Genomic DNA, 22,630 nt, shown 5'->3' with positions numbered 1-22,630 from the left:
AAGCGGGCACACAGTTCAGTTGCGGGGTGGAGCAGTCAGGCAGCTCGTCGGGCTCATAACCCGAAGGTCGTAGGTTCAAATCCTGCCCCCGCTACCACATCTCGTCGCGCCGGTCGCAAGACCGCTCGACAGGGTCGCAAGACCCGGCCCAAGCGGGCACACAGTTCAGTTGCGGGGTGGAGCAGTCAGGCAGCTCGTCGGGCTCATAACCCGAAGGTCGTAGGTTCAAATCCTGCCCCCGCTACCACATCTCGGCCCACAGCATTCGTGTTGTGGGCCGTTTTTGTTTCTATCGCACCCCTTCGATGTCTTGCCGCCGGACGAGGCGGGCGTTAGCATCCCTTTTGTGATCCGGTTCCGATATCACCGCCCGGCGTTCGGTGCCCCGGCGCTTCGGTCCGGGCGCGATCGGGTCGACCCTTGCCCGAGGTCGAGGGCGCATCCATGTGCAGGAAGGTGTCGACCCGATCGGCATCCCTATCCAGCCCAGCACCGCGGGGAGCAAGTCAGATGGCGCCACCGGCCGATTTCTCCAAGAAAACCTATCTGGTCATCGACGACTTCTCCGACATGCGCTCGGTGATGCGCAGCATCCTGCACTCGCTCGGCGTCACCCGCATCGACCAGGCCCGCGATGGTAACGAGGCGATCGGGTTGATGGAGCGCCGTCACTACGATGTGGTGCTGTGCGATTACAACCTCGGTAGCGGCAAGGACGGCCAGCAGGTGCTCGAGGAGGCGCGCCATCGCGCGCTGATCGGGGTCGATACCATCTTCATCATGGTCACCGCCGAGAACACCCGCGAGATGGTGATGGGCGCGGTGGAGTTCGCCCCCGACAACTATCTCGCCAAGCCCTTCACCAAGGAGCTGATCAAGACCCGGCTGGCCAAGCTGTTCGAGCGCAAGTCCGACCTCGCCGAGGTCAACCGCGCGCTGGTGGCCAAGGACTATGGCGGGGCGATCGCCGCGCTCGACACCCTGATCGCCGGCAAGCCGCGCAATCTCGCCGAGCTGTTGCGGCTCAAGGCCGATACCTGCATCACCGCCAATCGCTACGATGACGCCATGGCGATCTACGACGAGGTGCTCGAGGGGCGCGACCTCAACTGGGCGCATCTCGGCAAGGGGCGGGTGCTGTTCCAGCAGAAGCAGTATGTCGCCGCCCAGGAGGTGTTCGAGCGTCTGCTCGAGCTCGACCCCAACTTCATCCCCGGCTACGACTGGCTTGCGCGCGCCCAGTTCGCGCAGAAGGCCTTTCCCGCCGCGGAGAAGACCCTGCAGAAGGGCGCCAAGCTCTCGCCGCGCAGCGTCGAGCGCCAGCAGCGTCTCGGCGAGCTGGCGCTGAGCAACGACGATCGCGAGGTCGCCGAGAGCGCCTTCGATCGCGCGGTGGCCTTCGCCAAGCACTCGGTACACAATCACCCCTCGATCTATGCCGGACTGGCCAAGGCCAAGAGCGCCAACGACAAGCACGTCGAGGCACTGAAGGTGATCGGCGAGATCGACAAGACCTTCGGCGACGACCCCGAGGCGGCCTTCTACAAGGCCAGTACCACCGCGGTGGTCAAGCGGCGCAAGGGCGATGCCCAGGGCGCCGCCGAGGCCTTCGCCGCCGCCGGCGAGGCGATGAACGCGCTCGGCGAGCTGGCCTCGCCACAGCTCGCGCTGGAGATGGTCAAGACCTGCTCGGAGCTGGGCGAGCCGGAGAAGGCCACGGGTTATCTGCGCACCGCGATCGCCAACAACCACGACGATCACGCCTTCCTCGCCGAGGTGATGCACGTGTGCGAGGAGAGCGGCATCGCCGAGGAGGCCGACGCGGCCATCCGCGCCATCCAGCAGGACGTGGTACGCACCAACAACCAGGGGGTGCGGCTGATCAAGCAGGGCGAGTTCGGCGCGGCCATCGAGCTGCTGCGCCAGGCCGCCGACGAGATGCCGGCCAACAAGACGATCAACCTCAACGCCGCCAAGGCCTGTATCATCAAGATGGAGCGCAACGGCACCTCGCCCGAGGAGATCCAGCTGGTACGGCGCTACATCGAGCGCGTCCAGCACGTCGCCCCGGGCGACTGGCGGCTCAACGACGTGCAGACGCGCCTGCAGCGACTGGCGACCGAGACCTGAGCGGGCCTGTGCGCCCTGGCCTAGAACCGGACGGCTCTGAACACATGGATTTCTCAGACATCCTTGCCTCCTCGATCCACGACATCAAGAACTCGCTCGGGCTGATCTTCAACAGCCTCGACGATCTGGTTGACGATCCGGCCAACCAGCTCGCCGACCCGCGCAAGGCGAGCCTGATCAAGCACGAGGTGCAGCGCGCCAACAACAACCTGGTACAGCTGCTCACCCTCTACAAGCTCGGCAACGCCCAGCTCGCGGTGCGCATCGCCGCGCACAACCTCGAGGAGTTCTGCGAGGAAGTGGTCGCCGAGTGCCAGGCGGTGTGCACCGCGCTCGGTCTCGATCTCGACTACGACTGCGACCCCGAGTTGACCGGCTACTTCGACTGGGAACTGGTGCGCGGGGTGCTGACCAGCAGCATCGGCAACGCCCAGCGCTATGCCCACGCCCGTATCCGGCTCAGCGCCGCCGAGGAGCAGGGCATGCTGGTGATTCGCGTCGAGGACGACGGCGCCGGCTTCCCCGCCGCGGTGATCGATCTGCTGCCCGATGACGGGCAGCCCGACTGGTCCTCGGAGTCCGAGACCGCGCCGGGCACCAGCCGCACCCGGCTCGGGCTCTACTTCGCCCATCAGGTGGCGCGGCTGCACCATACCCCGGAAGCGTTCGGGCGGATCGGCCTGAGCAACGCCCATCATCTCCCCGGTGGTTGCTTCGAGCTGTGGCTGCCGTGAGTCGTCTCTCCGTGCGATCCTGGCCGCTGCTGCTCTGCCTGCTGCTCCTGCCCGCCACGCTGTTCGCCGCGCCCGAGGATGTGCGACTGCTGATCGACGTCTCCGGCAGCATGCGCCAGAACGACCCCAAGAACCTGCGGGTACCGGCGCTGCGGCTGGTCAATTCGCTGCTCCCGGCCGGCGCGCGCGCCGGGGTCTGGACCTTCGCCGAGGGCGCCGAGGTGCTGGCCGCGCCCGGGGTGGTCGACGACGACTGGCGCCGGCGCACCACCGCGAACCTCCGCCAGGTGCACTCGCGCGGGCTGTTCACCGATATCGAGGCGGCGCTGAAGGCCGCCACCGCCGACTGGGATGGTCCGCCCGGCGAGGGCGCGCGCCACGTCATCCTGCTCACCGACGGGCTGGTCGACGTCGCCAAGGACGATACCCGCGATGTCGCCTCGCGTCGGCGCATCCTCTCCGAGCAGCTCGACCGGTTGCGCGAGTTGGGGGTGAAGGTGCACGCGGTGGCGCTCTCCGACAACGTCGACACCGAGCTGCTCGAGGCGCTCACCGAGCGTACCGGCGGCTGGCTGGAGTCGGCCTCCAGCGCCGAGCAGCTGCAACGGGTCTTCCTCCACATGCTCGAACAGTCGGCGGCGCCGACCACGGTGCCGATCGAGGGCAATCACTTCGAGATCGACGCCCAGGTCTCCGAGTTCACCCTGCTGGTGTTCCGCGCCCCCGGCGGCGAGACCCGGCTGGTCAGTCCCGACGGCCAGACCCTCTCGGCCACCGCCCACGGTCCCATGGTGCAGTGGCGCGGCGAGCCCGGCTACGACCTGGTCACCATCGAGCGCCCGGCGCCCGGGCGCTGGACGCTCGACGGCGGGCTCGATCCCGACAACCGCGTCGCGGTGGTCACCGATCTCGGTATCGACGCCGCCCCGGTGCCGGCGGCGCTGCACTCGGGCGACACCCTGAGGCTCGAGGCCTGGATCACCGATCACGGCGCCCCGGTCGCCCGCACCGACTTCCTCAAGCTGCTCTCGGCCAAGGCGATCCTCACCCTGGCCGATGATCCGACCCGGCGCATCGACCAGCCGCTCGCGCTCGACCCGGCACGCAACCGTTTCACCGCCGAGATCAAGGCCAACGCCTTCGCCGCCGGGGTCTACGACCTCAGCCTGCTGATCGACGGCGAGACCTTCAAGCGTCAGTTGCAGCGTCGTCTGCGCGTCACCCCGACGCCGCTGACCCTCGACTATCAGGCGCGGGTGCTCGACCCCGCCTCGCCGAGCGAGAACGGTGACGCGGCGGCGGAGGACGCCGCGCCCAGGCCGCCTGCGCTGCTGCGGGTGGTGCTCAATCTCGAGCGCGATCAGGTCGCCCCCGAGAGCCTGTTCGGCTATGTGCGGCTGGAGGGGCCCGGGGGCGCGCAGTCGTTGCTCGAGATCGCCGCGCCGACGTCCCTGCCGATGCTCTACGAGCTGCCGGTCACACAGCCCGGCAGCTATCGGGTCGGTGCGCGGCTGGCCGCGCGTACCGTCAACGGCAGCTCGATCCTGCTCGAACCCCCCGACGAGACCCTGGAGTTCGCCTTCACCGCGCCCGTCGAGGAGCCGCCGGCGCCGCCGCCGGGCGAGTTCTCCTGGCTGGTGTTCGCGCTCTATGTGCTCGGCGGCAACCTGCTGCTCGCCGCCGCGCTCGGGCTGACCTGGTGGTTGTTCAAGCGGGCCGCGGCGAAGCAGGCCGCTGCGGAGGCGTGATGGGCACGGGGGAGACGACATGAGCGCGATCGAGATCGGCGGCCTCATCCTCAGCGTCGAGTTCGCCCTGGTGGCCTGGGGCGTGCTCTTCTTCATGCTCAGGCGCCAGCGCAAGGGCGACAGACAGGCCCAGGCCGACGCCAGCGCCGTGCTCGAGCAGGTCGATACCGGCGAGGAGGCACGCCGCGAGGCGCTTGCCGGGGTCTTCGCCGCGACCTACCAGCTCGAGGGCGATGAGCTGCAGTCGACCGTCGACGAGTATCTGGAGCGCGAGCGCGCCTTCTACAACGCGATGCTCGACATCTATCTCGAACGCAGCGGCGAGAAGCTCCAGGACCTGCCCAAGGAGCTGACCAAGGTGCTCGCGCCACTGGTGCACATGACCCCGACCAACATGGTCGATGTCGAGCAGCTCTCCGATCTCGAGGACGCCAAGGCGCAGCTCGAGGCCGAACTCGGCGACACCAAGAAGACCCTCAACCAGCTCATGGACGAGTACAACGCCGCCTTCAGCGCCCAGCAGCAGGAGGCAGCCGCGGCTGCCGCCAGCCCGACCGAGACGACGGGGGGCGGCGAGGACGCCGATGTGATCGACGACATCGACGCGCTGCTCGCCGAGGCCGGCGCCGATTTCGATGCCGCTGCGCCCGAGCCTTCAGTCCAGCCCCAGCCCGACGCCGATGCGCCCGAGTCTGAGGAGATGGAGATGGAGATGGAGGCCGAGGAGATGGAGGCGCCGAGCTTCGAGCTGGCCGATGAGTTCGAGATCGGCGAGGAGACCGACGAGGACCAGCAGCAGGCGGGGGACGACGAGGAGATCTGGCAGGAGAAGCTCGAGGAACTCAGCGATCTGTTCGAGACCCCGGAGGACGAGGCCAAGGGCAAGGACAAGGGCTGAGGGTGCGCTCAGCCGCCGTGAACCCGGCAGCAGTTGCGCCCGGAACGCTTGGCCTCGTAGAGCGCGGCATCGGCACGGCGGTAGACGTCTTCCGGGGTGTCGTCCTCGACGAAGGCGGCCAGCCCGCAGGACATGGTCACCGGGACCGGCTGACCGCGGTACTGGAAGCGTGAGGCGGCGACCTGCTCGCGCAGCTTCTCGGCGACCTCGAGTGCGGTCTCGATCGAGGTCTCGGGCAGCAGCATCATGAACTCCTCGCCGCCGAAACGGGCGACGAAGTCGCTCTTGCGGATCGAGGTGCGCAACAGCTTGCCGAGGATCTTGAGCACGTTGTCGCCGGCGGTGTGACCGAAGCGGTCGTTGATCCGCTTGAAGAAGTCGACGTCCCAGATGCTCAGCACCGCCGGGTGGCCGTAGCGCGCCCAGCGCTCGCACTCCTGGGCGATGCGCTCGTCATAGGCCAGCCGGTTGCTCAGCCCGGTGAGGCTGTCGAACAGCGCGCGCTGGCGTGCCTCGTGCAACAACTGACGCAGCTCGCCGCTCTCCTCCTGGACCTTGCCCAGCTCCTGCTTGAGATGATCGATCTCGGCGCGCGCCTGGTTGAGCTGCTCCTGCTCCAGGCTGCGTCGGGCATCCATGTGCTGCTGGATGTTGCTCAGGTGCCCCTGGATCGAGAGCTTGAGCTGATCGACGTCCTGGGCGGCGTCGACCGAGCGGCGGATGCGGGCGACCTCGGCGGACATGTCGGCATCGATCGAGGCGCCCTGTCGAGCGCTCTCCTCACGCTGCCCGAACGAGGCCTCGAGATAGCGGTCGAGCGCCTCGAGCCGTCCGGTGAGCTGGGAGAGGAAGTGCTCGATGTCCTTCTTCTCCTGCTCGAGATGATGACGCGCGCGTGCCAGCAGGTCGGCGATCTCGGTGACCGCGCGCTCGGCGGTCTCGGCGCTCGGCTCGTCGCGCAGCAGCGTGGTGATGGCGCTGAACTGCTTGGCGAAGGTCTCGGGGAGGTCGAGACGGTGGATCAGGTCGAGCAGCACCAGGTTGAAGGCCGGTAGCGACGGATCGAGCGTGGTGGCGAGGTCATCGCGCGGCGGCAGCGGGGCCTCGATCTCGGCAGGCTGGGTGTCGAGGTCGACCAGCTCCGTCGGCGTCTCCTCGGCGCCGCTCTCGCGATGTCCGCCGAACAGCCGTCCGAACAGCCCCTCGCTGCCTTGTTCGGAGCTGGCGAGCCAGTCGGTGAGGGTGCGGGCATAGTCGGAGTAGGCGGCGAGCGCGGCGCCGAGTCCTGGCTCGCGTCGCGCATCGCGCAGCCGCTTGCGCAGCGTCTTGGTCTCCTTCTTCAGCGCGCCGGGGAGACGCTGCTGCTCGAGCAGGTCGTCGAGCCGGGCGATGGCGCGATCGAGGTCGTCGGGCTGGGCGCGCTGCTCGTCGAGACGCAGCATCGACTCGGAGATGTCCTCCATCAGCAGGCCGATCTGCTTGGCCGTGGCGTTCTTGCGGATCGCCTGACGCAAGGACTCGAGCTGTTCCTCGAACGTCCTGTCCGGGGTCTCCACCGCGAGGCTCAGGCGCGAGACGGCGTAACGCAGCGTCTTCTCGATCTGCGCCCAGGCCTTTTCCTTCGCCTCCAGGGTGTCGAGCGTCCCGTAGTACTTCTCTTTCCAGTGATTGGTGTCTTGCGAGGCCATGTGGACGCGAGTCCTCTGGGTGGTGGACGCTGGGCGTGTGGTGCCGGTTTAGCGCTTGGGGCCGAGCAGCAGCCAGAGGATGAAGCCGAGCAGGGGAAGCAGCAGGATCAGCACGATCCACAGCACCTTGGAGAGGGTGCCGGCACGACTCTGCACCGTGCTGACGATGGCCCACACATTCAGTACCAGCAGCAGTAATCCAAAAAATCCGCTGACTTCTATCGACATCGATCGACTCCTGGTGATCCGGTTCGCCCCGGGCACGCCGGGGCGTGTCGAGGCTGGACCCTATGATGGTTGACGACCCCCGGAAGGGCGTCAAGCGCAGCGGCTATTTTCCTTGATCGCCGTCTGGATATCGGCCCGACATGGGGGCGGCGCGTGAGCGATCGCTCAGGACCACAGCCCCCAGAGATGAGCACGCCGCGGTGCGGGCGCCGGGGAGAGGGGCGGTGCAGCCCGCCGGGGCTGGTCGGCAGCCTCGGGCGAGGTGGCGCGGCGAGTGCACGCAGTCGCTCGATGCGTGCCTCGGTCGAGGGGTGGGTCCGCAGCAGCGAAGGTTCGGGCAGGCGTCAATGGGGCGCGAGCAGCCGCTCCCAGCCGCTGCCCTGCAGGCGCTCGATGCGCGCCAGTCGAAAAAACGGGGAAACCTCAGCGCTCGGACGCATCGCTCCGATTCAAGCGCTCAAGGAATGGGCGCAGAAACACCCTGAGCTATTCAATAAGCGGGTATGCAATCTCAGAGGGCTTGAGAACTAACTCGCGCTTGTTTGAGCTTGTCCCCACACCCCTATTTCACCTTGTCACGTAACGCCTCGGCCGCTTCGAGAGCACTCTTCACGAGGTTAGCCGCTTCGTCGGTGGCCTGTGCTGCCTCGGCCCCATTGCGGGCAATATCCTCCACCACTGCGTTCTGCTCAGTGACGCTGGCCGCGACCGACTGCATTGAGGATCTGACTTCACCGATCTGGCGACTCGCCTCGGTCACTCGCTCCGACAAGTTGACGATCCGACCGACGTTGTCGGCGATTTGGAGGCGCGTTTCTTCGGTCTTTTCGGCAATCTGCTGCGTGGCTTCCTGGGTTTTTTGAGCCAGCTGTTTGACCTCGTTCGCCACGACCGCGAAGCCGCGCCCGTGCTCCCCGGCGCGAGCCGACTCGATCGACGCGTTCAGCGCCAGAAGGTTGGTTTGGTTGGCGATTTCTCGAATGACCGTGCTCATCATCGAGATCTGCTCGCCAACTGTTGCCAAGGCGCGTATGGCGTCGGCCGCTTCCTGTGCTTCGTCGCCGACCTGTTGCGCGATCTTTTCGACGGTGTTCACCGTAGCTACCGTAGTCTCGGCCGAGCGGCTAATCTCTAAGGTCGAGTACGAGAGCTCTTCAGCGGCGGTAGCGACGCTCTTGATGTTTCCCGAGACTTCGTGGATTGCATGAGCGGTGCTCGTCGATAGCTCTTGGACGCGATCACTGGCGCGCGACATCTGGAACTTCAGCTCCTCCTGAGGATCCACCCATTCCACGACATAAGCCGGTTGGCCAGATAAATCCTCAACGGTCTTGGTATAGACCCGGAAATGGTTCAGCCCACCTCCGAAGTCTTGAGCGAATATTGTGTTCGGCTGTCCTTTGCTCAGACACGCTCTACCGCAATTTTCGGTCTTGCAGATATTGGCGCCCCACTCATGGCAAGGCCGATCGAGAAACTCGCTAAGAGGCTTGCCAAAAGCAGCCCGAACCGGATGGTTCACGTAGAGCCATCGCCATTCCTTGTCTCCCGGTTCGCCGATCGCTGTGACTGAGCAGGGTTGATCGCATGCATCCAAGATGCCCATGAAGAAACGCTCACGCTCACGTTGGATCTTTTCGAGATTTTCGAGGTGCCTTGGGATGCGTGATCGCAGGTACCACGCGGCGGTGAAACCGATCAGCACTCCGAGCGGCCAGATCCAGTCGTCGGAGAATCGCCAGAGCAGCGCGCCGAGCAGGGCAATGCCTGCAAAGGCAAGGGTCATCAGGCGGCTCAGTCGATTGATTTCATGCCGAAACTCCCGCAGTGCCGTGGGCACGGAATGGTGATCGATAACCATCGTTAATCCTCAAGGATACGAGAGAGTCATAGCGGGTCAACAAGATTACCCCGCTACCTTTGACTCTTTCTTGAAAAGGCACCTATTCAGTCAATGCGGTCTGTTTCAATGGCCCTGTGAACGGCATTCGCCTTCTTTCGGTTTTCAATACGGGGTTTACGTCTCTGCGGATATACGCTCGTGACGGGATTGTTCGTTTCGGCTATCTTCCCTGCGCAGCTTTAGCATATGCGATCTGCTCGTTCAAGACACTGCTCGCACCTGGAATCGGGAATGTGTTCGCTTTTCGTTGGTAACGCTACCGCCAATTCAGCCGGCACGACTGACGGTAAGCCGCGTGAATCAGACGCTCATGTTCAATCGCGAGCGTCCGTTTGCGTGTGATGACACCAGGGTCAGGACGATCACTTGGTCCGGGGCTTTTTGCGCGATGAGTCGCGAGCCGAATTGGCCCGGTGAGTGTGCCTTTAGTGTGGCACGCCGGGGCGTGTCGAGGCTGGATCCTATGATGGTTGACGGCCCCCGGAGGGGCGTCAAGCGTGTGGTGGCTATTTTCCTTGATCGCCGTCTGGATATCGGCCCGACATGGGAGGGCGCGTGAGCGATCACTCACGACCACAGCCCCCAGAGATGAGAGCGCCGCGGTGCGGGTGCCGGGGAGAGGGGTGGGTGCAGCCCGCCGGGGCCGGTCGGCAGCCTCGGGCGAGGTGGCGCGGCGAGTGCGCGCAGTCGCTCGATGCGTGCCTCGGTCGAGGGGTGGGTCCGCAGCAGCGAAGGTTCGGGCAGGCGCCAATGGGGCGCGAGCAGCCGCTCCCAGCCGCTGCCCTGCAGGCGCTCGATGCGCGCCAGCGCACGCGCCAGTCCCTCGGGGTCGCCGGTGAGCTCGACGGCGCGCCGATCGGCCTCGAACTCGCGGCTGCGCGAGAGCGCGAACTGCGCCAGCGCGCTCAGCGTCGGCGCGAACACCAGCACCAGCAACGCTGCCCAGGGCACCTCGACCCCGCCGAGCAGCGCCAGCGGCAGCGCGATCAACACCAGCAGCTGACCGATCAGGCTCAACAGATTGGTGAGTCGGCTGACCAGATCGGCGAAGGCCATCACCCGCAGGTCGTCGTTGGCGATGTGGCCGACCTCGTGGGCGAGCACCGCGATCAGCTCGCGCTCGTCGAGCCGACGCAGGGTCATCTCGGAGACGGCGATCACCGAGGACCAGGGACCGCCGGTGGCGAAGGCGTTGACCACCCGCGAGGGGATGTAATAGAGCAGCGGCACCCGAGGCAGCCCGGCGCGCGCGGCCAGGGTCTCGAGCACCCGATAGAGCGCCGGTGCCTGATGCGGCGCGAGCAGCTGGCCGCGATAGAGCGAAAGGGCCAGACGGGGCGAGGCCAGCGGGGTGAACAGATAGAGCGCCGCCACCACCACCAGGGCGAGCAGCGCCAGATCGGGACCGCCGAGGATCCAGGCCAGGGTCGAGAGCAGGGTGGCGAGCACCGCCAGCAGCGCGGCGGTGTGCAGCTGGTTGAGTTGGCGGTGCGTGGTCAGTCGTCGGGTATCCATCACCACCTGATGATGGCGACGGAGGGCGCGGCGGACAAGCGCCGCCTCGCCGTGCTCAGCGCCCCTGGGCGCGGCGGCGTGTCACCGTCTCGCCGCCGATCCCCCAGTTGTCGGTCTCGACCTCGTCGATCACCACCACCGTGGTCTGCGGGTTCTTGTCGAGCACCCGGGCGAGCAGCTCCGTGACCCCGCTGATCAGCTCGGCCTTCTGCTCGGCGCTCGCCCCCTCGCGGGTGATCTTGATGTTGACGTAGGGCATGGTGGTCTCCTGGGCCGTTATTGATCGAGCAGTGGTCTCTTAATCCACAGCGCTTCGCGTTGACTTGAGTCGTAGGCGCGAACGGCGCCGCCGCGCCGTCCGCGCGGGTTGCTACTGGCAGGCCTCGCACTCGGGATCGTCGATGGCGCAGGCGCGTGGCGTCTGCTCGGCGGCGCCGTAGCTGCCGCCGACCGCGCTCAGGCGGTTGGCGCGCTGGTTGTCGGCGAGGGTCGATTTCTCGACATGGGTGGCGCCCTGCGAGCGCAGGTAATAGGTGGTCTTCAGCCCCCGCACCCAGGCGAGCTTGTAGAGGTTGTCGAGCTTCTTGCCGCTCGGCTCGGCCATGTAGAGGTTGAGGCTCTGTGCCTGATCGAGCCACTTCTGGCGGCGCGCGGCGGCCTCGATCAGCCAGCGCGGGTCGATCTCGAAGGCGGTGGCATAGCGCTGCTTGAGCGTCTCGGGGATGCGCTCGATCGGTTGCAGCGAGCCGTCGTAGTACTTGAGGTCGTTGACCATCACCTCGTCCCACAGCCCGAGCGCCTTGAGTTCGGCGATCAGGTCGGGGTTGACCACGGTGAACTCGCCCGAGAGGTTCGATTTCACGAACAGGTTCTGGTAGGTCGGCTCGATCGATTGACTGACCCCGACGATGTTGCTGATGGTCGCCGTCGGCGCGATCGCCAGACAGTTGGAGTTGCGCATCCCGACCTCGCGCACCCGCGCGCGCAACGCGTTCCAGTCGAGGGTGGTGGTGGTGTCGACCTGGAGATACTCGCCGCGCGATTCGGCGAGCAGGGCGATGCTGTCGATCGGCAGGATGCCCCGGCTCCACAGCGAGCCCTCGAAGCTCGGATAGCGCCCGCGCTCGGCGGCCAGCTCGCAGCTCGCCTCGATCGCGTAGTAGCTCAGCACCTCCATGCTGCGATCGGCGAACTGCACCGCCTCGGGGCTGGCGTAGGACAGCCCGAGGCGATGGAGCGCGTCCTGGAAGCCCATGATGCCGAGCCCCACCGGGCGGTGGCGCCGATTGGCCTCGCGCGCCTGGGGGACGTTGTAGAAGTTGTAGTCGATGACGTTGTCGAGCATGCGCATGGCGGTGCGCACGGTACGGCGCAGCCGCTCGAGGTCGAGCCCCTTGGCGGTGACGTGGGCGGCGAGGTTGACCGAGCCGAGGTTGCACACCGCGATCTCCTCGTCGCTGGTGTGCAGGGTGATCTCGGTGCACAGGTTGGAGCTGTGCACCACCCCGGCGTGCTGGTTGGTGTAGCGCAGGTTGCAGGGGTCCTTGAAGGCGATCCAGGGGTGGCCGGTCTCGAACAGCATGCCGAGCATCTTGCGCCACAGATCGACCGCCCTGAGGGTCTTGCTCACCCGCAGCTCGCCGCGCGCGGCGCGCGCCTCGTAGTCGCAGTAGGCGTGCTCGAACGCCGCGCCGCTGAGATCGTGCAGGTCGGGGGTCTCGTCGGGCGAGAACAGCGTCCAGGGGCCGTCCTCGGCCACCCGCTTCATGAACAGGTCCGGCACCCAGTTGGCGGTGTTCATGTCGTGGGTGCGGCGGCGGTCGTCGCCGGTGTTCTTGCGCAGGTCGAGGAACTCCTCGATGTCGATGTGCCAGGTCTCGAGATAGGCGCACACCGCGCCCTTGCGCTTGCCGCCCTGGTTGACCGCCACGGCGGTGTCGTTGGCGACCTTGAGGAAGGGCACCACGCCCTGGCTCTTGCCGTTGGTGCCCTTGATGTGCGCGCCCATGCCGCGCACCCGGCTCCAGTCGTTGCCCAGCCCGCCGGCGAACTTGGAGAGCAGGGCGTTGTCCTTGATCGCGCTGTAGATGCCGTCGAGGTCGTCGGCCACCGTGGTCAGGTAGCACGAACTCAGCTGCGGGCGCAGGGTGGCGGAGTTGAACAGCGTCGGGGTCGAGCTCATGAAGTCGAAGCTCGACAGCAGCTCGTAGAACTCGATGGCGCGCGTCTCGCGATCGGACTCGTTGATCGCCAGCCCCATCGCCACGCGCATGAAGAAGGCCTGCGGCAGCTCCAGGCGCACCGCGTCGCGGGTGCGGATGAAATAGCGGTCGTAGAGCGTCTGCAACCCGAGATAGCCGAACTGCAGGTCGCGCTCGGGGCGCAGCGCCGCGCCCAACCGGTCGAGGTCGAAGCGGGCAAGCTCGGGGTCGAGCAGTTCGAGTTCGATGGCGCGTGCCACATAGGCCGCGAGATAGGCGCCGTAGCGCTCGCCGAGGTCGGCCTGGGTCTCGACCCCCTCGGCCAGCCCCAGCGCGCCCAGCGCCTCGCGGCGGAGGATGTCGAGCAGCAGCCGCGCGGCGACCTGGTTGTACTCGGGCTCGCGCTCGATCTGGGTGCGCGCGGCCATCACCAGCGCCTGGCGCACGTCGCGCTCGGCCACGCCGTCGAAGAGGTTGCGCAGGGTCTCGTCGACGATCGCCTGGGGGTCGACCCAGTCGAGTCCGCGACAGGCCTCGTCGACCAGTCGGGTCATCCGCGCCAGATCGAGCGGGCGGGGGCTGCCGTCGTCGCCGGTGATGGTGAGCGCCGGGCGGGTGTCGCTCGTCGCCGGGACGGGCTCGCGGCGCTGGTCGCGGGCGCGGGCGTGCTGCTCGCGATAGAGCACGTAGGCGCGCGCCACCGGGTGCTCGCCGGCGCGCATCAGCGCCAGCTCGACCTGATCCTGGATGTCCTCGATGTGCACCGTGCCGCCGCCGGGCAGGCGGCGGGTGAGGGCGGCGACGACCTGCTCGGTGAGCGCCTCGACGCGTTCGTGGACGCGGGTCGAGCCGGCGGCGCTACCGCCCTCGACGGCGAGGAAGGCCTTGGTCATGGCCACCGCGATCTTGCTCGGGTCGAAGCCGGTGACCTTGCCGTTGCGCCGGATCACCTGCAACCGGCCCGGGGTCGGACCGCCCTGGGGACCGGCTGGCGCGCGCGTCTGCTGATCCGGGTTTGCGGTGTTGTCGGCGGACATGGAGATCTCCTTGTGAGGTGTCTGTCCACGGCCGATCTGGGGGTGTGGCCGTGGTGGGGTGTGCGGGATGGCGTGTCAATATATGTGCGTTTTCTCGGGTGTCAACCACAATATATTGATGACTTGGCCCGGTGGAGCATGCGCTGCGCGCGGTCCGTGTACTCCCCGGCTTGCCAAGCCGGAGCCTGCTCCCATAAGCTCGGGACGGGCTCCGCGCCCTAGGTTGCTGCGATCGTTGTCGATGACTCGCAAGGAGATGCCATGTCCCAGCCAGTGTTCGCGCGCCCGGTCCTGTGCGCGCTCGCGCTGCTCGTCGCCCCGCTGGCGTCGGCGCAGCCGGATCCGAAGTCGCTCGCGCAGGCCGAGTTCGACCGGGCCAGCCAGCTCACGCCCGATATCGAGAACGGCCGTCGGGTCTATCTGACCTGTGCCGTGTGCCACCGCCCCGAGGGCTGGGGCAGTCCCGATGGGGCCTATCCGCAGATCGCCGGTCAGCTCCCCGAGGTGGTCATCAAGCAGCTCGCCGACATCCGCGCGGGCAATCGCGACAACCCGCTGATGTATCCCTTCGCGCTGCCGCGTATCCTCGGCGGGCCGCAGAACATCGCCGATGTCGCCGCCTATGTCGCGACCCTGCCGATGACCGCCGACAACGCCAGGGGGCCGGGGGTCGATCTCGATCTCGGGCGCGAGCTCTACGAGGCGCAGTGCGCCGAGTGTCACGGCGCCGAGGGCGAGGGCGATGTCGAGCGTCTCGCGCCCCAGCTCGCCGGTCAGCACTTCCCCTATCTGATGCGTCAGTTCGAGGCGATCGCCACCGGTCGGCGGCGTAACTCGGATGCGGAGATGACCAAGCTGCTCGCCCAGTTCGGTCCGCGCGAGCAGGCCGCGGTGCTCGACTACAGCTCGCGTCTGCCGCTGCCGCCGGAGAAGGTGGCGCCGGCCGAATGGGTCAACCCCGACTTCCCGGCCTATGTGCGCGAGCCGCTCGGCATGGCGCCGCCCCCGCCGCCACCCCCACCGCCGCCGTTGCCGCCGCGTTGAGCCGCGCCGGCGCTAGCCGGCGAACACCGCGCGGTCGCGTCCGGCCTGCTTGGCGCTGTAGAGCGCCTTGTCGGCGCGCTCGACCAGGGCGTCGAGCGGCTCGCCGGCGCGGCGCAGGGCGCCGCCGATGCTCACCGTCAGACGGAGTTCGAGCCCGTCGTCGAGGACGAACAGGTGGGCGGCGATGCGTGCGCGCAGCCGTTCGGCGAGGGTCCGTCCCTGCTCGGCCGAGGCATCCATCAGGAACAGGATGAACTCCTCGCCGCCGAAGCGCACCGGCACGTCGCCGTCGCGGATGGAGCCGTGGAGCAGGGTCGCGACCTGACGCAGCAGCGCGTCGCCGACGGGATGACCGTGGTGGTCGTTGATCCGCTTGAAGTGATCGAGGTCGAGCATCAGCGCGACGACCTGGGGACCGCCGCGGTCCTGGGCGTGGCACTGACGCTCGATGATGTCCTGCATGTAGAAACGGTTGAACAGCCCGGTGAGCGAGTCGCGGATCGAGCGCTGGTAGGTGCGGGTGCGCTCGGCCTCGATCGAGCGGTAGATCGCCTCGCGCTCGAGTACCACCTGCAGCGGCACCGTCAGCTGGGCGATGAGCTGGCGCTCGTGCGCGCCGATCTCGATCGGGTGTTCCAGATGGATATGGGCGATCGCCTCCAGCCGCTCGCTCTCGCGGGCGAACAGCGGCAGCAGCAGGCTCATCGCGCCCTCGTCACCGGTGTGACAGCAAAAGCGTTCGTCGTGGAGGGGGTGACCGTGCAGACAGCGCCCGGCGCTGTCGCCGAGCCAGTGCGTGCGGCTGATGCCGAGCAGCGCGCGCAGCCACGCCGGGACCTGCTCGGCGCGCTGCTGCTCCTGCCCGTCGGCGACCAGACCGAGCGCCTCGCCGTCGGCGAGTTCGAGATAGTAATCGATCCGCGCCACCGGCAGGCTGCGGCGCACCACCTCCAGCAGCCGCGCGGCGATGTCGTGGAAGTCGCGGCAGTAGAGCATGGTGCGGGTGATCTCGCCGAGCGTCCGGTTGAGCCGCGAGAGCCGACGGATGTCGGTGTCGACCCCGCCGGCGAAGAGATAGATCCCGCAGTCGAGTTCGCGCAGTTGCTCGATGATCGGCCCGACCAGCGGCGCGGGGATGATCGAGCCGTGCTGCGGGGCGATCAGTCTGACCGGGTGACGGGCGATCTGGTCGAGGGCGTGGACGAGGATGTCGCGGCTGGGGATGTAGTGCTCGTGGAAGGGGCGCATCGCCTCGAAGTAACCGATGTCCTCGGCCATCAGCGCCGGTGTCTCGGTGAAGCCGCCGAACAGATCGCTGGAGAACAACACCCCGGTCTCGGCGTCGAAGGTGCAGAAGGCGCCGGGGAAATGGGCATAGGGGGTGAACACGAAGCGCAGCTCGCGCTCGGGCAGCTGGAGCCGCCAGTCGTGCTCGTCGACCAGCCAGAAGGGCAGCCGCTCCAGGCCGTAGTGGCGCAACAGCGCGCTACAACGCCAGTGGGTCACCAGCACGGCGTCGGGGCGGTCGACGAGTTCGTCGATCACCGGCAGACAGGCGGTGATGTCCGGGTCCTGGTGATGACAGACGAAGTAGCGGATCGCCGAGAAGGGGATGATCTCCTCGATCTTGCGCAGCGTGGCGGCGAAGGTCAGCCGCGAGCCGGGGTCGAGCAGTACCGACTGGTCGCCCTGCTCGATGAGATAGACGTGGCACTGGAAGGGGTCGTCGGTGAGCACGTGTCCCACCCACCAGACCCGCGGGGCGATCTCGATCGCGTGGTCGGTGTCGAACCTGCGTTGGCTGGGATCGGTCTGGTGCATGGTGTGGTTTGACTCCGGAACCGGATATGTCCGCGTGGATCGGTTCCGCGACCCTGAGCCACACTCCTGGCGGAGACCCGCCCGTCCAGGCTCAATCCCTTGAACGACATCATCCCTTGCGAGACGCACGGCGACAAGCCCGGTGTGTTCACCCGCGCGCGGCGAGCCGATAGACCACCGGCACCAGCAGCAGCGAGACCAGGGTGGAGAAGGCCAGCCCGGCGACGATGGTCACCGCCAGCGGCTGGAGCATCTCCGCGCCCTCGCCGAGGGCGAGCGCCAGCGGCAGCATGCCGACCACCGTGGTCAGCGTGGTCATCAGGATCGGGCGCAGGCGCAGCCGCGCGGCGGCGAGGATCGCCGTCTCCAGCGCGTGTCCGGCGCGCCGCTCCAGCTCGATGAACTCGACCAGCACGATGGCGTTGTTGACGACGATGCCGGCGAGCATGATCAGCCCCAGCCACACCGGCATCGACACCCCCAGCCCGGTGAGCCACAGCCCCAGCACCACCCCGATCAGCGCGAAGGGCACCGAGAAGAGGATGATCAGCGGGTTGCGCACCGACTCGTACTGCACCGCCATCGCCACCAGCACCAGCAGCAGCGCCAGGGCGAGCAGGATGCGGCCCATCTCGCGGCCCTGTTGCAGGGTCTCCAGGGTGCCGCCCTCGTAGAGGCTGTAGCCCGGCGGCAGCTCGATCGTGGCGGCGGCGGCCAGCGCCGCGCCGATCGCCCGCTCCAGTCCGAGCGCGGGGTCGACCGAGGCGCTGATCTCGACCATGCGCTGCTGGCGCTCGCGCAGGATGGTCGAGGGCTGAGGCAGGAAGGCGACCTCGGCGAGATCGCCCAGGCGCAGCGCGCGGCGCGGTTCGGTGGCGCTGAACAGGATCATCGACTCCAGATCGCCGGGGGTGTCGAGCTGCTCGCGATCGAGGCGCAGCCGCAGGTCGATGGCGCGGTCGCCGTCGAGATACTCGCCCACCAGCCGCCCCTCGAGCGCATAGCGCAGCAGGGTGCCGACCGATTCGACATCGAGCCCGAAGCTCGCCGCGCGCTCGGGGTCGAGACGGATGGCGATCTCCTGGTCGACCTCCTCGTAGCTGTGTTGCAGGTTGCTCAGCCCCTCGACGCCGCCCAGCCGCTCGACCACCCGGTCGGCGAGCCGCCCCAGCTCGGCCAGGTCCGGCCCCTGGATGCGCAGGCTGAGATCGTCGTCGCCACGGTTGAAGCGGATGCCGCGGATACCGCGGGTATAGAGGCTCACCCGCAGCCCCGGCAGCGCGCGTTCGGCGATCGCCGCGCGGGTGGCGGCGATCCAGGTGGGGGTGTCGAGCGCGCGCTCGGCGAGCGGGTCGAGCAGCACCTGGAGGCTCGCGCGGTTGGGGCTCTCGAAGCTCGACCGGCCGAAGACGAAGCCGCCGACGGTGGTGAAGATGGCGCGCACCCCCGGCTGCTCGGCCACCACCGACTCGACGGCGCGGGTGAGCGCGTCCATGTGCTCGATGTCGACCCAGTCGTCGGCGGTGAGGCTGATGCGCACATCGCCCTCGTCGAGTTCGGGGAGGAAGCTCTGCGGCGCGGCGAGCAGCCACGGCAGGCTCGCGGCGAGCGCGACGACGAACACCCCGAGCACCGCCCAGCGCCAGCCGAGCAGCCGCCCGAGCAGCCGCGCGTAACCCTGCTGCAGGGCCGCGACGGCGGCGTCGATGGCCGCGCGCACGCGCCCCTCTGAGGCCGCCGGGACGCGCCCGGCGAGCGCCGGTACCAGCGTCAGCGCGACCACCATGGCGGCGAGGATCGCCGCCGAGATGGTGAAGATCAGCTCCTCGAACAGCAGCCCCACCAGCCCGCCGATGAACAGGAAGGGCAGCACCGCGGCGAGGTTGGTCGAGGTCGAGGCGACGATCGCGCTGGTCACCTCGCGCGCGGCGGCGTCGGCCGCCGCCTCCGGGGCGCGCCCGGCGCGCTGGTGGCGCTGGATGTTCTCCAGCATCACGATGGTGCTGTCGACCAGCATGCCGATGCCGAGCGCCAGGCCCCCGAGGGTCATGATGTTGAAGGTCAGCCCGTTGGCGGCCATCAGGATGAAGGTCACCAGCACCGCGATCGGGATCGCCGAGCCGATGATCAGGGTGCGGCGCAGGCTGCCGAGGAACAGATAGACCACCGCCATCGCCAGCAGCGCGCCGCTGCCCGCCGCGCCGATGGCGTTGGCCAGGGACTGGCGGATGTAGCGCGCCTGATCGTCGACGCGCTCGATGGCGATGTCCTCGGGGATGCGCCGCTGCGCGGCGAGACGTTCGAGTTCCCGGTCGACGGCATCGACCACGGCGACGGTGTTGGCCAGTGGCTGTTTCTGGATCGAGAGCTTGACCCCGGGGCGGTCGTCGAGCCGGATGCGCAGCCGCTCCTCGGCCGCGCCGTCGATCACCCGCGCCACCTCGTCGAGGCGCAGCAGCGCCGTCGGGCGCTCGGCCTCGGTAAGACGCAGCGGCAGCGCGGCGATCTCGGCGACCGACTCGAAGCGCCCCTGGGCGCGGGCGCTGATCTCGCCCTCGGGCATCCGCAACCGTCCCCCGGCGACGTCCTGGTTGGTCTCGCGCAGCCGCGCCTCCAGATCGCGCGCATCCAGCCCGAGCGCGGCGAGACGGTACTGATCGGCGATCACCTGCACCTCGCGTTCGAGCCCGCCGCCGACCTCGGCGGCGGCCACCCCCGGCAGGTTGAGCAGCGCCGGGGCGAGGCGGTAGTCGACCCAGGCGCGCAGCGCCACCGGGTCGCGGTTGTCGGAGCCGACCACGTACTCGGCCACCGGCAACTGGAAGGGGTCGCGCTTGTAGATGATCGGCGGCTCGTCGGTGTCGGGGATGAAACGCTTGGCGCGGTCGAGTCGGGCGCTGGCGTCCTGCAACGCCTGATCGATGTCGGTGCCGTAGCGGAAGGAGAGATCGACCGCGCTGCGCCCCTCGCTGGTCTGCGACTGGATGGCGATCGCCCCCTCGGTGATCGCCAATTGCTCCTCGAGCTGACGGGTGAACTCGTCCTCCATCACCTCCGCCGGCACGCCGGGGTCGAGCACCCGCACGCGCACGTCGGGGTAGACGATCTGCGGCAACAGGTCGATGTTGAGCCGACTCAGCGAGAGCGCGCCGAGCACCATCACCGCGAGCGTCAGCGCCACCACCCCGATGGGGTGGCGCACCGACCAGCTCGACAGCGCCGCGACCACCGCCGCCCCTCAGCGCCCGGCGCGGGCCAGCTCGGCGGCGGCCGACTCCACCACCCGCAGCTCGCTGAGCGGGTAGGGCGGGATACCGAGGCGCTGCAACCGCGCCTGGTGGGCGGTGCAGAAGGCATGGTGGAAGGTGAGGAACAGCGGGTGGGCGATCACCTCCTGCGCCGTGGCGAGGAAGCGCAGATAGCTGCGCGCCTGTCCCATGTGATACTCCGAGGGCGGCTCGCCGAGGTGCACCGCCTCCAGCTCGCGGTCCCACAGCGAGAAGCGCGCGGGGTTGGCCAGATGGAGCAGGGTCGCGGCGTTCTCCAGCGAGCCGAGACAGGCCGCCACCGGGTCGATCAGGCCGCTGCCGACCACCGCCTCGGGGGCGCGCGCGGCGTCGAAGGCGGCGATCGCCGCGCCCAGCTCGGCGGTGTCGAGGCGCAGCGCCTGCGTGCTCCAGGCGTGGGCGAGGGCGGCGCAGCGCAGGAAGGCCTCGGTGGTGTCGCTCGCCGGCGCCTGGGCGGCGCTGGCGAGCGCCGGGTAGCTGTGCAGCCGGGTGAGCGCGGGGGCGTTGGCGCGCAACCGGCTGGCGCTGACCAGCTCGACGGCCTGATAGAGACGTTCGATGTGCATCGGTGCAATAGGCATGGCTGTCGTCAGTGGCGATGGGATCACTCAGTCTGACACGACATCCACCGCCTTGCCCGCGCGCAGCCCGAGGAAACCCCGGGTGATCACCCGCTCGCCGGGGGCCAGCCCGTCGCGGATCTCCACCCGGTCCTCCACCTGCAGACCGCTGCGCACCGCGCGCCGCGCCGCGCGACCTTGCGCGTCGATCAGCCAGACGAACTCGCCCTGGCGATCGCGCCGCAGCGCGTTGAAGGGGATCAGCAGCCGCGCGACCGGCGCGCTCTCGAGCCGCGCGCGCACGAACTGCCCGGCGCGCGCCCCGGCGGGGATGGGATCGAGCGCCAGCTCGACGATGCCCTGGCGGGTGCGCCGCTCCAGACTGGGATGGATGCGCAGCACCCGCGCCGGGAAGCGTTGCGCGCCGAGCGCGTCGATGCGCAGGCTCGCCGCGTCGCCGACGGCCAGATGCGGCAGCAGCAGCTCGGAGGCGGCGACCTCGGCGACCAGCGAGTCCGGGTCGGCGAGCGCGAGCAACTGGGTGTTCTTGGAGACGAAGTCGCCCGGCTCGACCAGCCGCTCGGTGATCACCCCGGCGAAGGGCGCCTCGATCCGGGTGAAGGAGCGGCGCGTCTCCAGCAGCTCCAGCTCGGCGCGCGCCACCCGCAGCGCGGTGCGCGCGAGGCTCACCTCCGACTCGGAGACGGCGCGGCGCGCGCGCAGGTCCTCGAGTCGCTTGAGGTCGAGTTCGGCCTGTTCGAGGGTGGCGTGCGCCGCGGCGATCTCGGCCTCCAGCAGCCGATCGTCGAGCGCCACCAGCAACTGACCGCGCTCGACCCGGTCGCCCTCGTAGAGATCGAGCGCGGTGATCCGCCCCTCCTCCTGATTGAACACCCGCACCAACCGACGATAACGCAGCGAGCCCGGGCGCTCGTGGGTGATCGGCACCGCGCTCGGCGTCACCTGCAGCGCCGCGACCAGATGCGCCTTGGGCGCGGGCCGCGCCGCGCGCGCCTGGGAGGGCGTCTCATCGCCACAGCCGCCGAGCAGCAGCGCCAACACCAGCGGCAACGACAGCGCCGCGCGGAGAGAAGGGGACATCACTGGCCGGTGAGATCGGTGGCGAGACTGTCGTCGTAGTGCTTGACCTGACGGCGGATGTTGCGCTGGATGATCACCCCCAGCACCGCCCACTCCAGCCCGTCGAGCCGGATCTCGGGATAGCGCGGATTGAGCGCCACCAACCGCTCGCCCGCCGCGTCGCGCCGGTACTGCCGAAACCACCGCACCCCCTCGACCTCGGCGAACACATAGGCCCCGTCGACACACTGCGGCGTCGGCTCGATCACCACGATGCAACGATCGGGAAACTCGGGCGCCATCTCCTCACCCAGCACCTGAAGCGCGAACGGCTCGTGCAGGGCGCAGCCGGATTGTTCGGGAAGGGACATGGGGGCTCCTTGGTTGTGCCTGGGAGATGACGAGGCGGGGCGAGTCAGACCGCTCGTTGGGCGTGCCGATCCGCGCTTGTCACCACGTTGTCGACCATTCTATCTGTAAATCGGTAGAGATCTTTGTGTGTCTTGCGCTACTTACTTTCTTTTGCAAATAAGCGATGTTTTTTCGTGTGGCGAGCGTGTGTGGGTGGTCGGGCCCGAGGATGCGGGTGTGATCGGCGACCAGGGCCTCGAAGGCGGCGAGCGCGTCCGCGATGGCGCCGGACTCGGCTTGCCAGTAAGTGATGTTGTTGCGCGTGGCGAGCGTGTGGGGGTGATCGGGCCCGAGGATGCGGGTTTGGTCGGCGAGCAGGGCCTCGGCGGCGGCGAGCGCGACCTC

17 protein-coding genes, 2 tRNA genes and 1 pseudogene are annotated in these 22,630 nt (G+C 68.3%); 8 read left to right on the top strand and 12 right to left on the bottom strand.

Annotated features, from left to right (window positions below; translation table 11 throughout):
- Window positions 1–20: 20 nt before the first annotated feature.
- The 6 genes from EBL85_RS12620 (at window position 21) to EBL85_RS12595 (ending at window position 5,510) form a co-directional block, all read left to right on the top strand.
- Window positions 21–97, top strand: a tRNA-Met gene (locus EBL85_RS12620).
- Between the two features lie 73 nt (window positions 98–170).
- Window positions 171–247 (top strand) — tRNA-Met (locus tag EBL85_RS12615).
- A 263-nt stretch (window positions 248–510) separates the two neighbouring features.
- A complete protein-coding gene (locus EBL85_RS12610) occupies window positions 511–2,130 on the top strand; it encodes a tetratricopeptide repeat-containing response regulator (RefSeq protein WP_123143091.1) in 1,620 nt (539 codons plus the stop codon).
- Window positions 2,131–2,174: 44 nt separating this feature from the next.
- Window positions 2,175–2,864: a sensor histidine kinase KdpD gene (locus EBL85_RS12605; protein WP_123143090.1), complete on the top strand. Its 690-nt coding sequence runs from the start codon at window positions 2,175–2,177 to the stop codon at window positions 2,862–2,864.
- A complete protein-coding gene (locus EBL85_RS12600) occupies window positions 2,861–4,612 on the top strand; it encodes a VWA domain-containing protein (RefSeq protein ID WP_223806140.1) in 1,752 nt (583 codons plus the stop codon). Before EBL85_RS12605 ends, EBL85_RS12600 begins: the two co-directional genes overlap by 4 nt.
- A gap of 19 nt (window positions 4,613–4,631) precedes the next feature.
- The gene (locus tag EBL85_RS12595; protein ID WP_123143088.1) at window positions 4,632–5,510 is read left to right on the top strand and encodes a hypothetical protein; all 879 of its coding nucleotides are present in this window, start codon (window positions 4,632–4,634) and stop codon (window positions 5,508–5,510) included.
- An 8-nt stretch (window positions 5,511–5,518) separates the two neighbouring features.
- Here EBL85_RS12595 and EBL85_RS12590 read toward each other — a convergent pair whose 3' ends face one another.
- Together EBL85_RS12590 and EBL85_RS12585 are read right to left on the bottom strand one after the other, a co-directional pair.
- A complete protein-coding gene (locus EBL85_RS12590; protein WP_123143087.1) occupies window positions 5,519–7,198 on the bottom strand; it encodes a GGDEF domain-containing protein in 1,680 nt (559 codons plus the stop codon).
- Between the two features lie 48 nt (window positions 7,199–7,246).
- Window positions 7,247–7,426 carry a PLDc N-terminal domain-containing protein gene (locus tag EBL85_RS12585; RefSeq protein ID WP_062271220.1) on the bottom strand — a complete coding sequence of 60 codons (180 nt, stop codon included), beginning with the start codon at window positions 7,424–7,426 and terminating at the stop codon, window positions 7,247–7,249.
- 426 nt (window positions 7,427–7,852) lie between these two features.
- Here EBL85_RS12585 and EBL85_RS17460 point away from each other — a divergent pair.
- Window positions 7,853–7,957, top strand: a pseudogene (locus EBL85_RS17460) (IS481 family transposase); the annotation flags it as partial.
- Window positions 7,958–7,988: 31 nt separating this feature from the next.
- On the opposite strand, the gene EBL85_RS12575 reads toward EBL85_RS17460, so the two are convergent.
- The 4 genes from EBL85_RS12575 to EBL85_RS12560 all read right to left on the bottom strand — a co-directional run bounded on the left by EBL85_RS12575 (window position 7,989) and on the right by EBL85_RS12560 (window position 14,082).
- The gene (locus EBL85_RS12575) at window positions 7,989–9,287 is read right to left on the bottom strand and encodes a methyl-accepting chemotaxis protein (protein ID WP_123143086.1); all 1,299 of its coding nucleotides are present in this window, start codon (window positions 9,285–9,287) and stop codon (window positions 7,989–7,991) included.
- A 609-nt stretch (window positions 9,288–9,896) separates the two neighbouring features.
- Window positions 9,897–10,844, bottom strand: coding sequence for a zinc metalloprotease HtpX (locus EBL85_RS12570; protein ID WP_123143085.1), 948 nt, complete (start codon window positions 10,842–10,844; stop codon window positions 9,897–9,899).
- Window positions 10,845–10,899: 55 nt separating this feature from the next.
- On the bottom strand, window positions 10,900–11,103 hold the full coding sequence (locus EBL85_RS12565; RefSeq protein ID WP_123143084.1) for a 4-oxalocrotonate tautomerase family protein: 204 nt from the start codon (window positions 11,101–11,103) through the stop codon (window positions 10,900–10,902).
- A 111-nt stretch (window positions 11,104–11,214) separates the two neighbouring features.
- The gene (locus EBL85_RS12560; protein WP_123143083.1) at window positions 11,215–14,082 is read right to left on the bottom strand and encodes a ribonucleoside-diphosphate reductase subunit alpha; all 2,868 of its coding nucleotides are present in this window, start codon (window positions 14,080–14,082) and stop codon (window positions 11,215–11,217) included.
- A 261-nt stretch (window positions 14,083–14,343) separates the two neighbouring features.
- On the opposite strand from EBL85_RS12560, the gene EBL85_RS12555 reads away from it, so the two are divergent.
- Complete coding sequence (locus EBL85_RS12555) at window positions 14,344–15,126, top strand: c-type cytochrome (protein WP_123143082.1); 783 nt, start codon at window positions 14,344–14,346, stop codon at window positions 15,124–15,126.
- 12 nt (window positions 15,127–15,138) lie between these two features.
- Here the strand turns inward: EBL85_RS12555 and EBL85_RS12550 are convergent, their stop codons facing one another.
- The 6 genes from EBL85_RS12550 to EBL85_RS12525 all read right to left on the bottom strand — a co-directional run.
- Entirely contained in the window at window positions 15,139–16,947 is a 1,809-nt protein-coding gene (locus EBL85_RS12550) for a diguanylate cyclase (RefSeq protein WP_123143081.1), read from the bottom strand.
- A gap of 148 nt (window positions 16,948–17,095) precedes the next feature.
- Window positions 17,096–20,149, bottom strand: coding sequence for an efflux RND transporter permease subunit (locus EBL85_RS12545; protein WP_223806139.1), 3,054 nt, complete (start codon window positions 20,147–20,149; stop codon window positions 17,096–17,098).
- Window positions 20,150–20,185: 36 nt separating this feature from the next.
- Complete coding sequence (locus EBL85_RS12540) at window positions 20,186–20,815, bottom strand: hypothetical protein (protein WP_223806138.1); 630 nt, start codon at window positions 20,813–20,815, stop codon at window positions 20,186–20,188.
- A gap of 27 nt (window positions 20,816–20,842) precedes the next feature.
- Window positions 20,843–21,895: an efflux RND transporter periplasmic adaptor subunit gene (locus EBL85_RS12535; protein ID WP_123143078.1), complete on the bottom strand. Its 1,053-nt coding sequence runs from the start codon at window positions 21,893–21,895 to the stop codon at window positions 20,843–20,845.
- Window positions 21,895–22,245 (bottom strand): S24 family peptidase, encoded by a 351-nt coding sequence (locus EBL85_RS12530; RefSeq protein ID WP_123141348.1) that lies wholly within the window; start codon window positions 22,243–22,245, stop codon window positions 21,895–21,897. Before EBL85_RS12530 ends, EBL85_RS12535 begins: the two co-directional genes overlap by 1 nt.
- Window positions 22,246–22,324: 79 nt before the next feature.
- Window positions 22,325–22,630 (bottom strand): tetratricopeptide repeat protein (locus EBL85_RS12525; RefSeq protein ID WP_190288076.1); only part of this gene is annotated, 306 nt, incomplete at its 5' end.

Source organism: Marichromatium sp. AB32, assembly GCF_003718675.1.
Lineage (GTDB): Bacteria > Pseudomonadota > Gammaproteobacteria > Chromatiales > Chromatiaceae > Marichromatium > Marichromatium gracile.
Note: the sequence above shows the minus strand (reverse complement) of the source record. Positions and strands in the feature narration are given on the sequence as shown.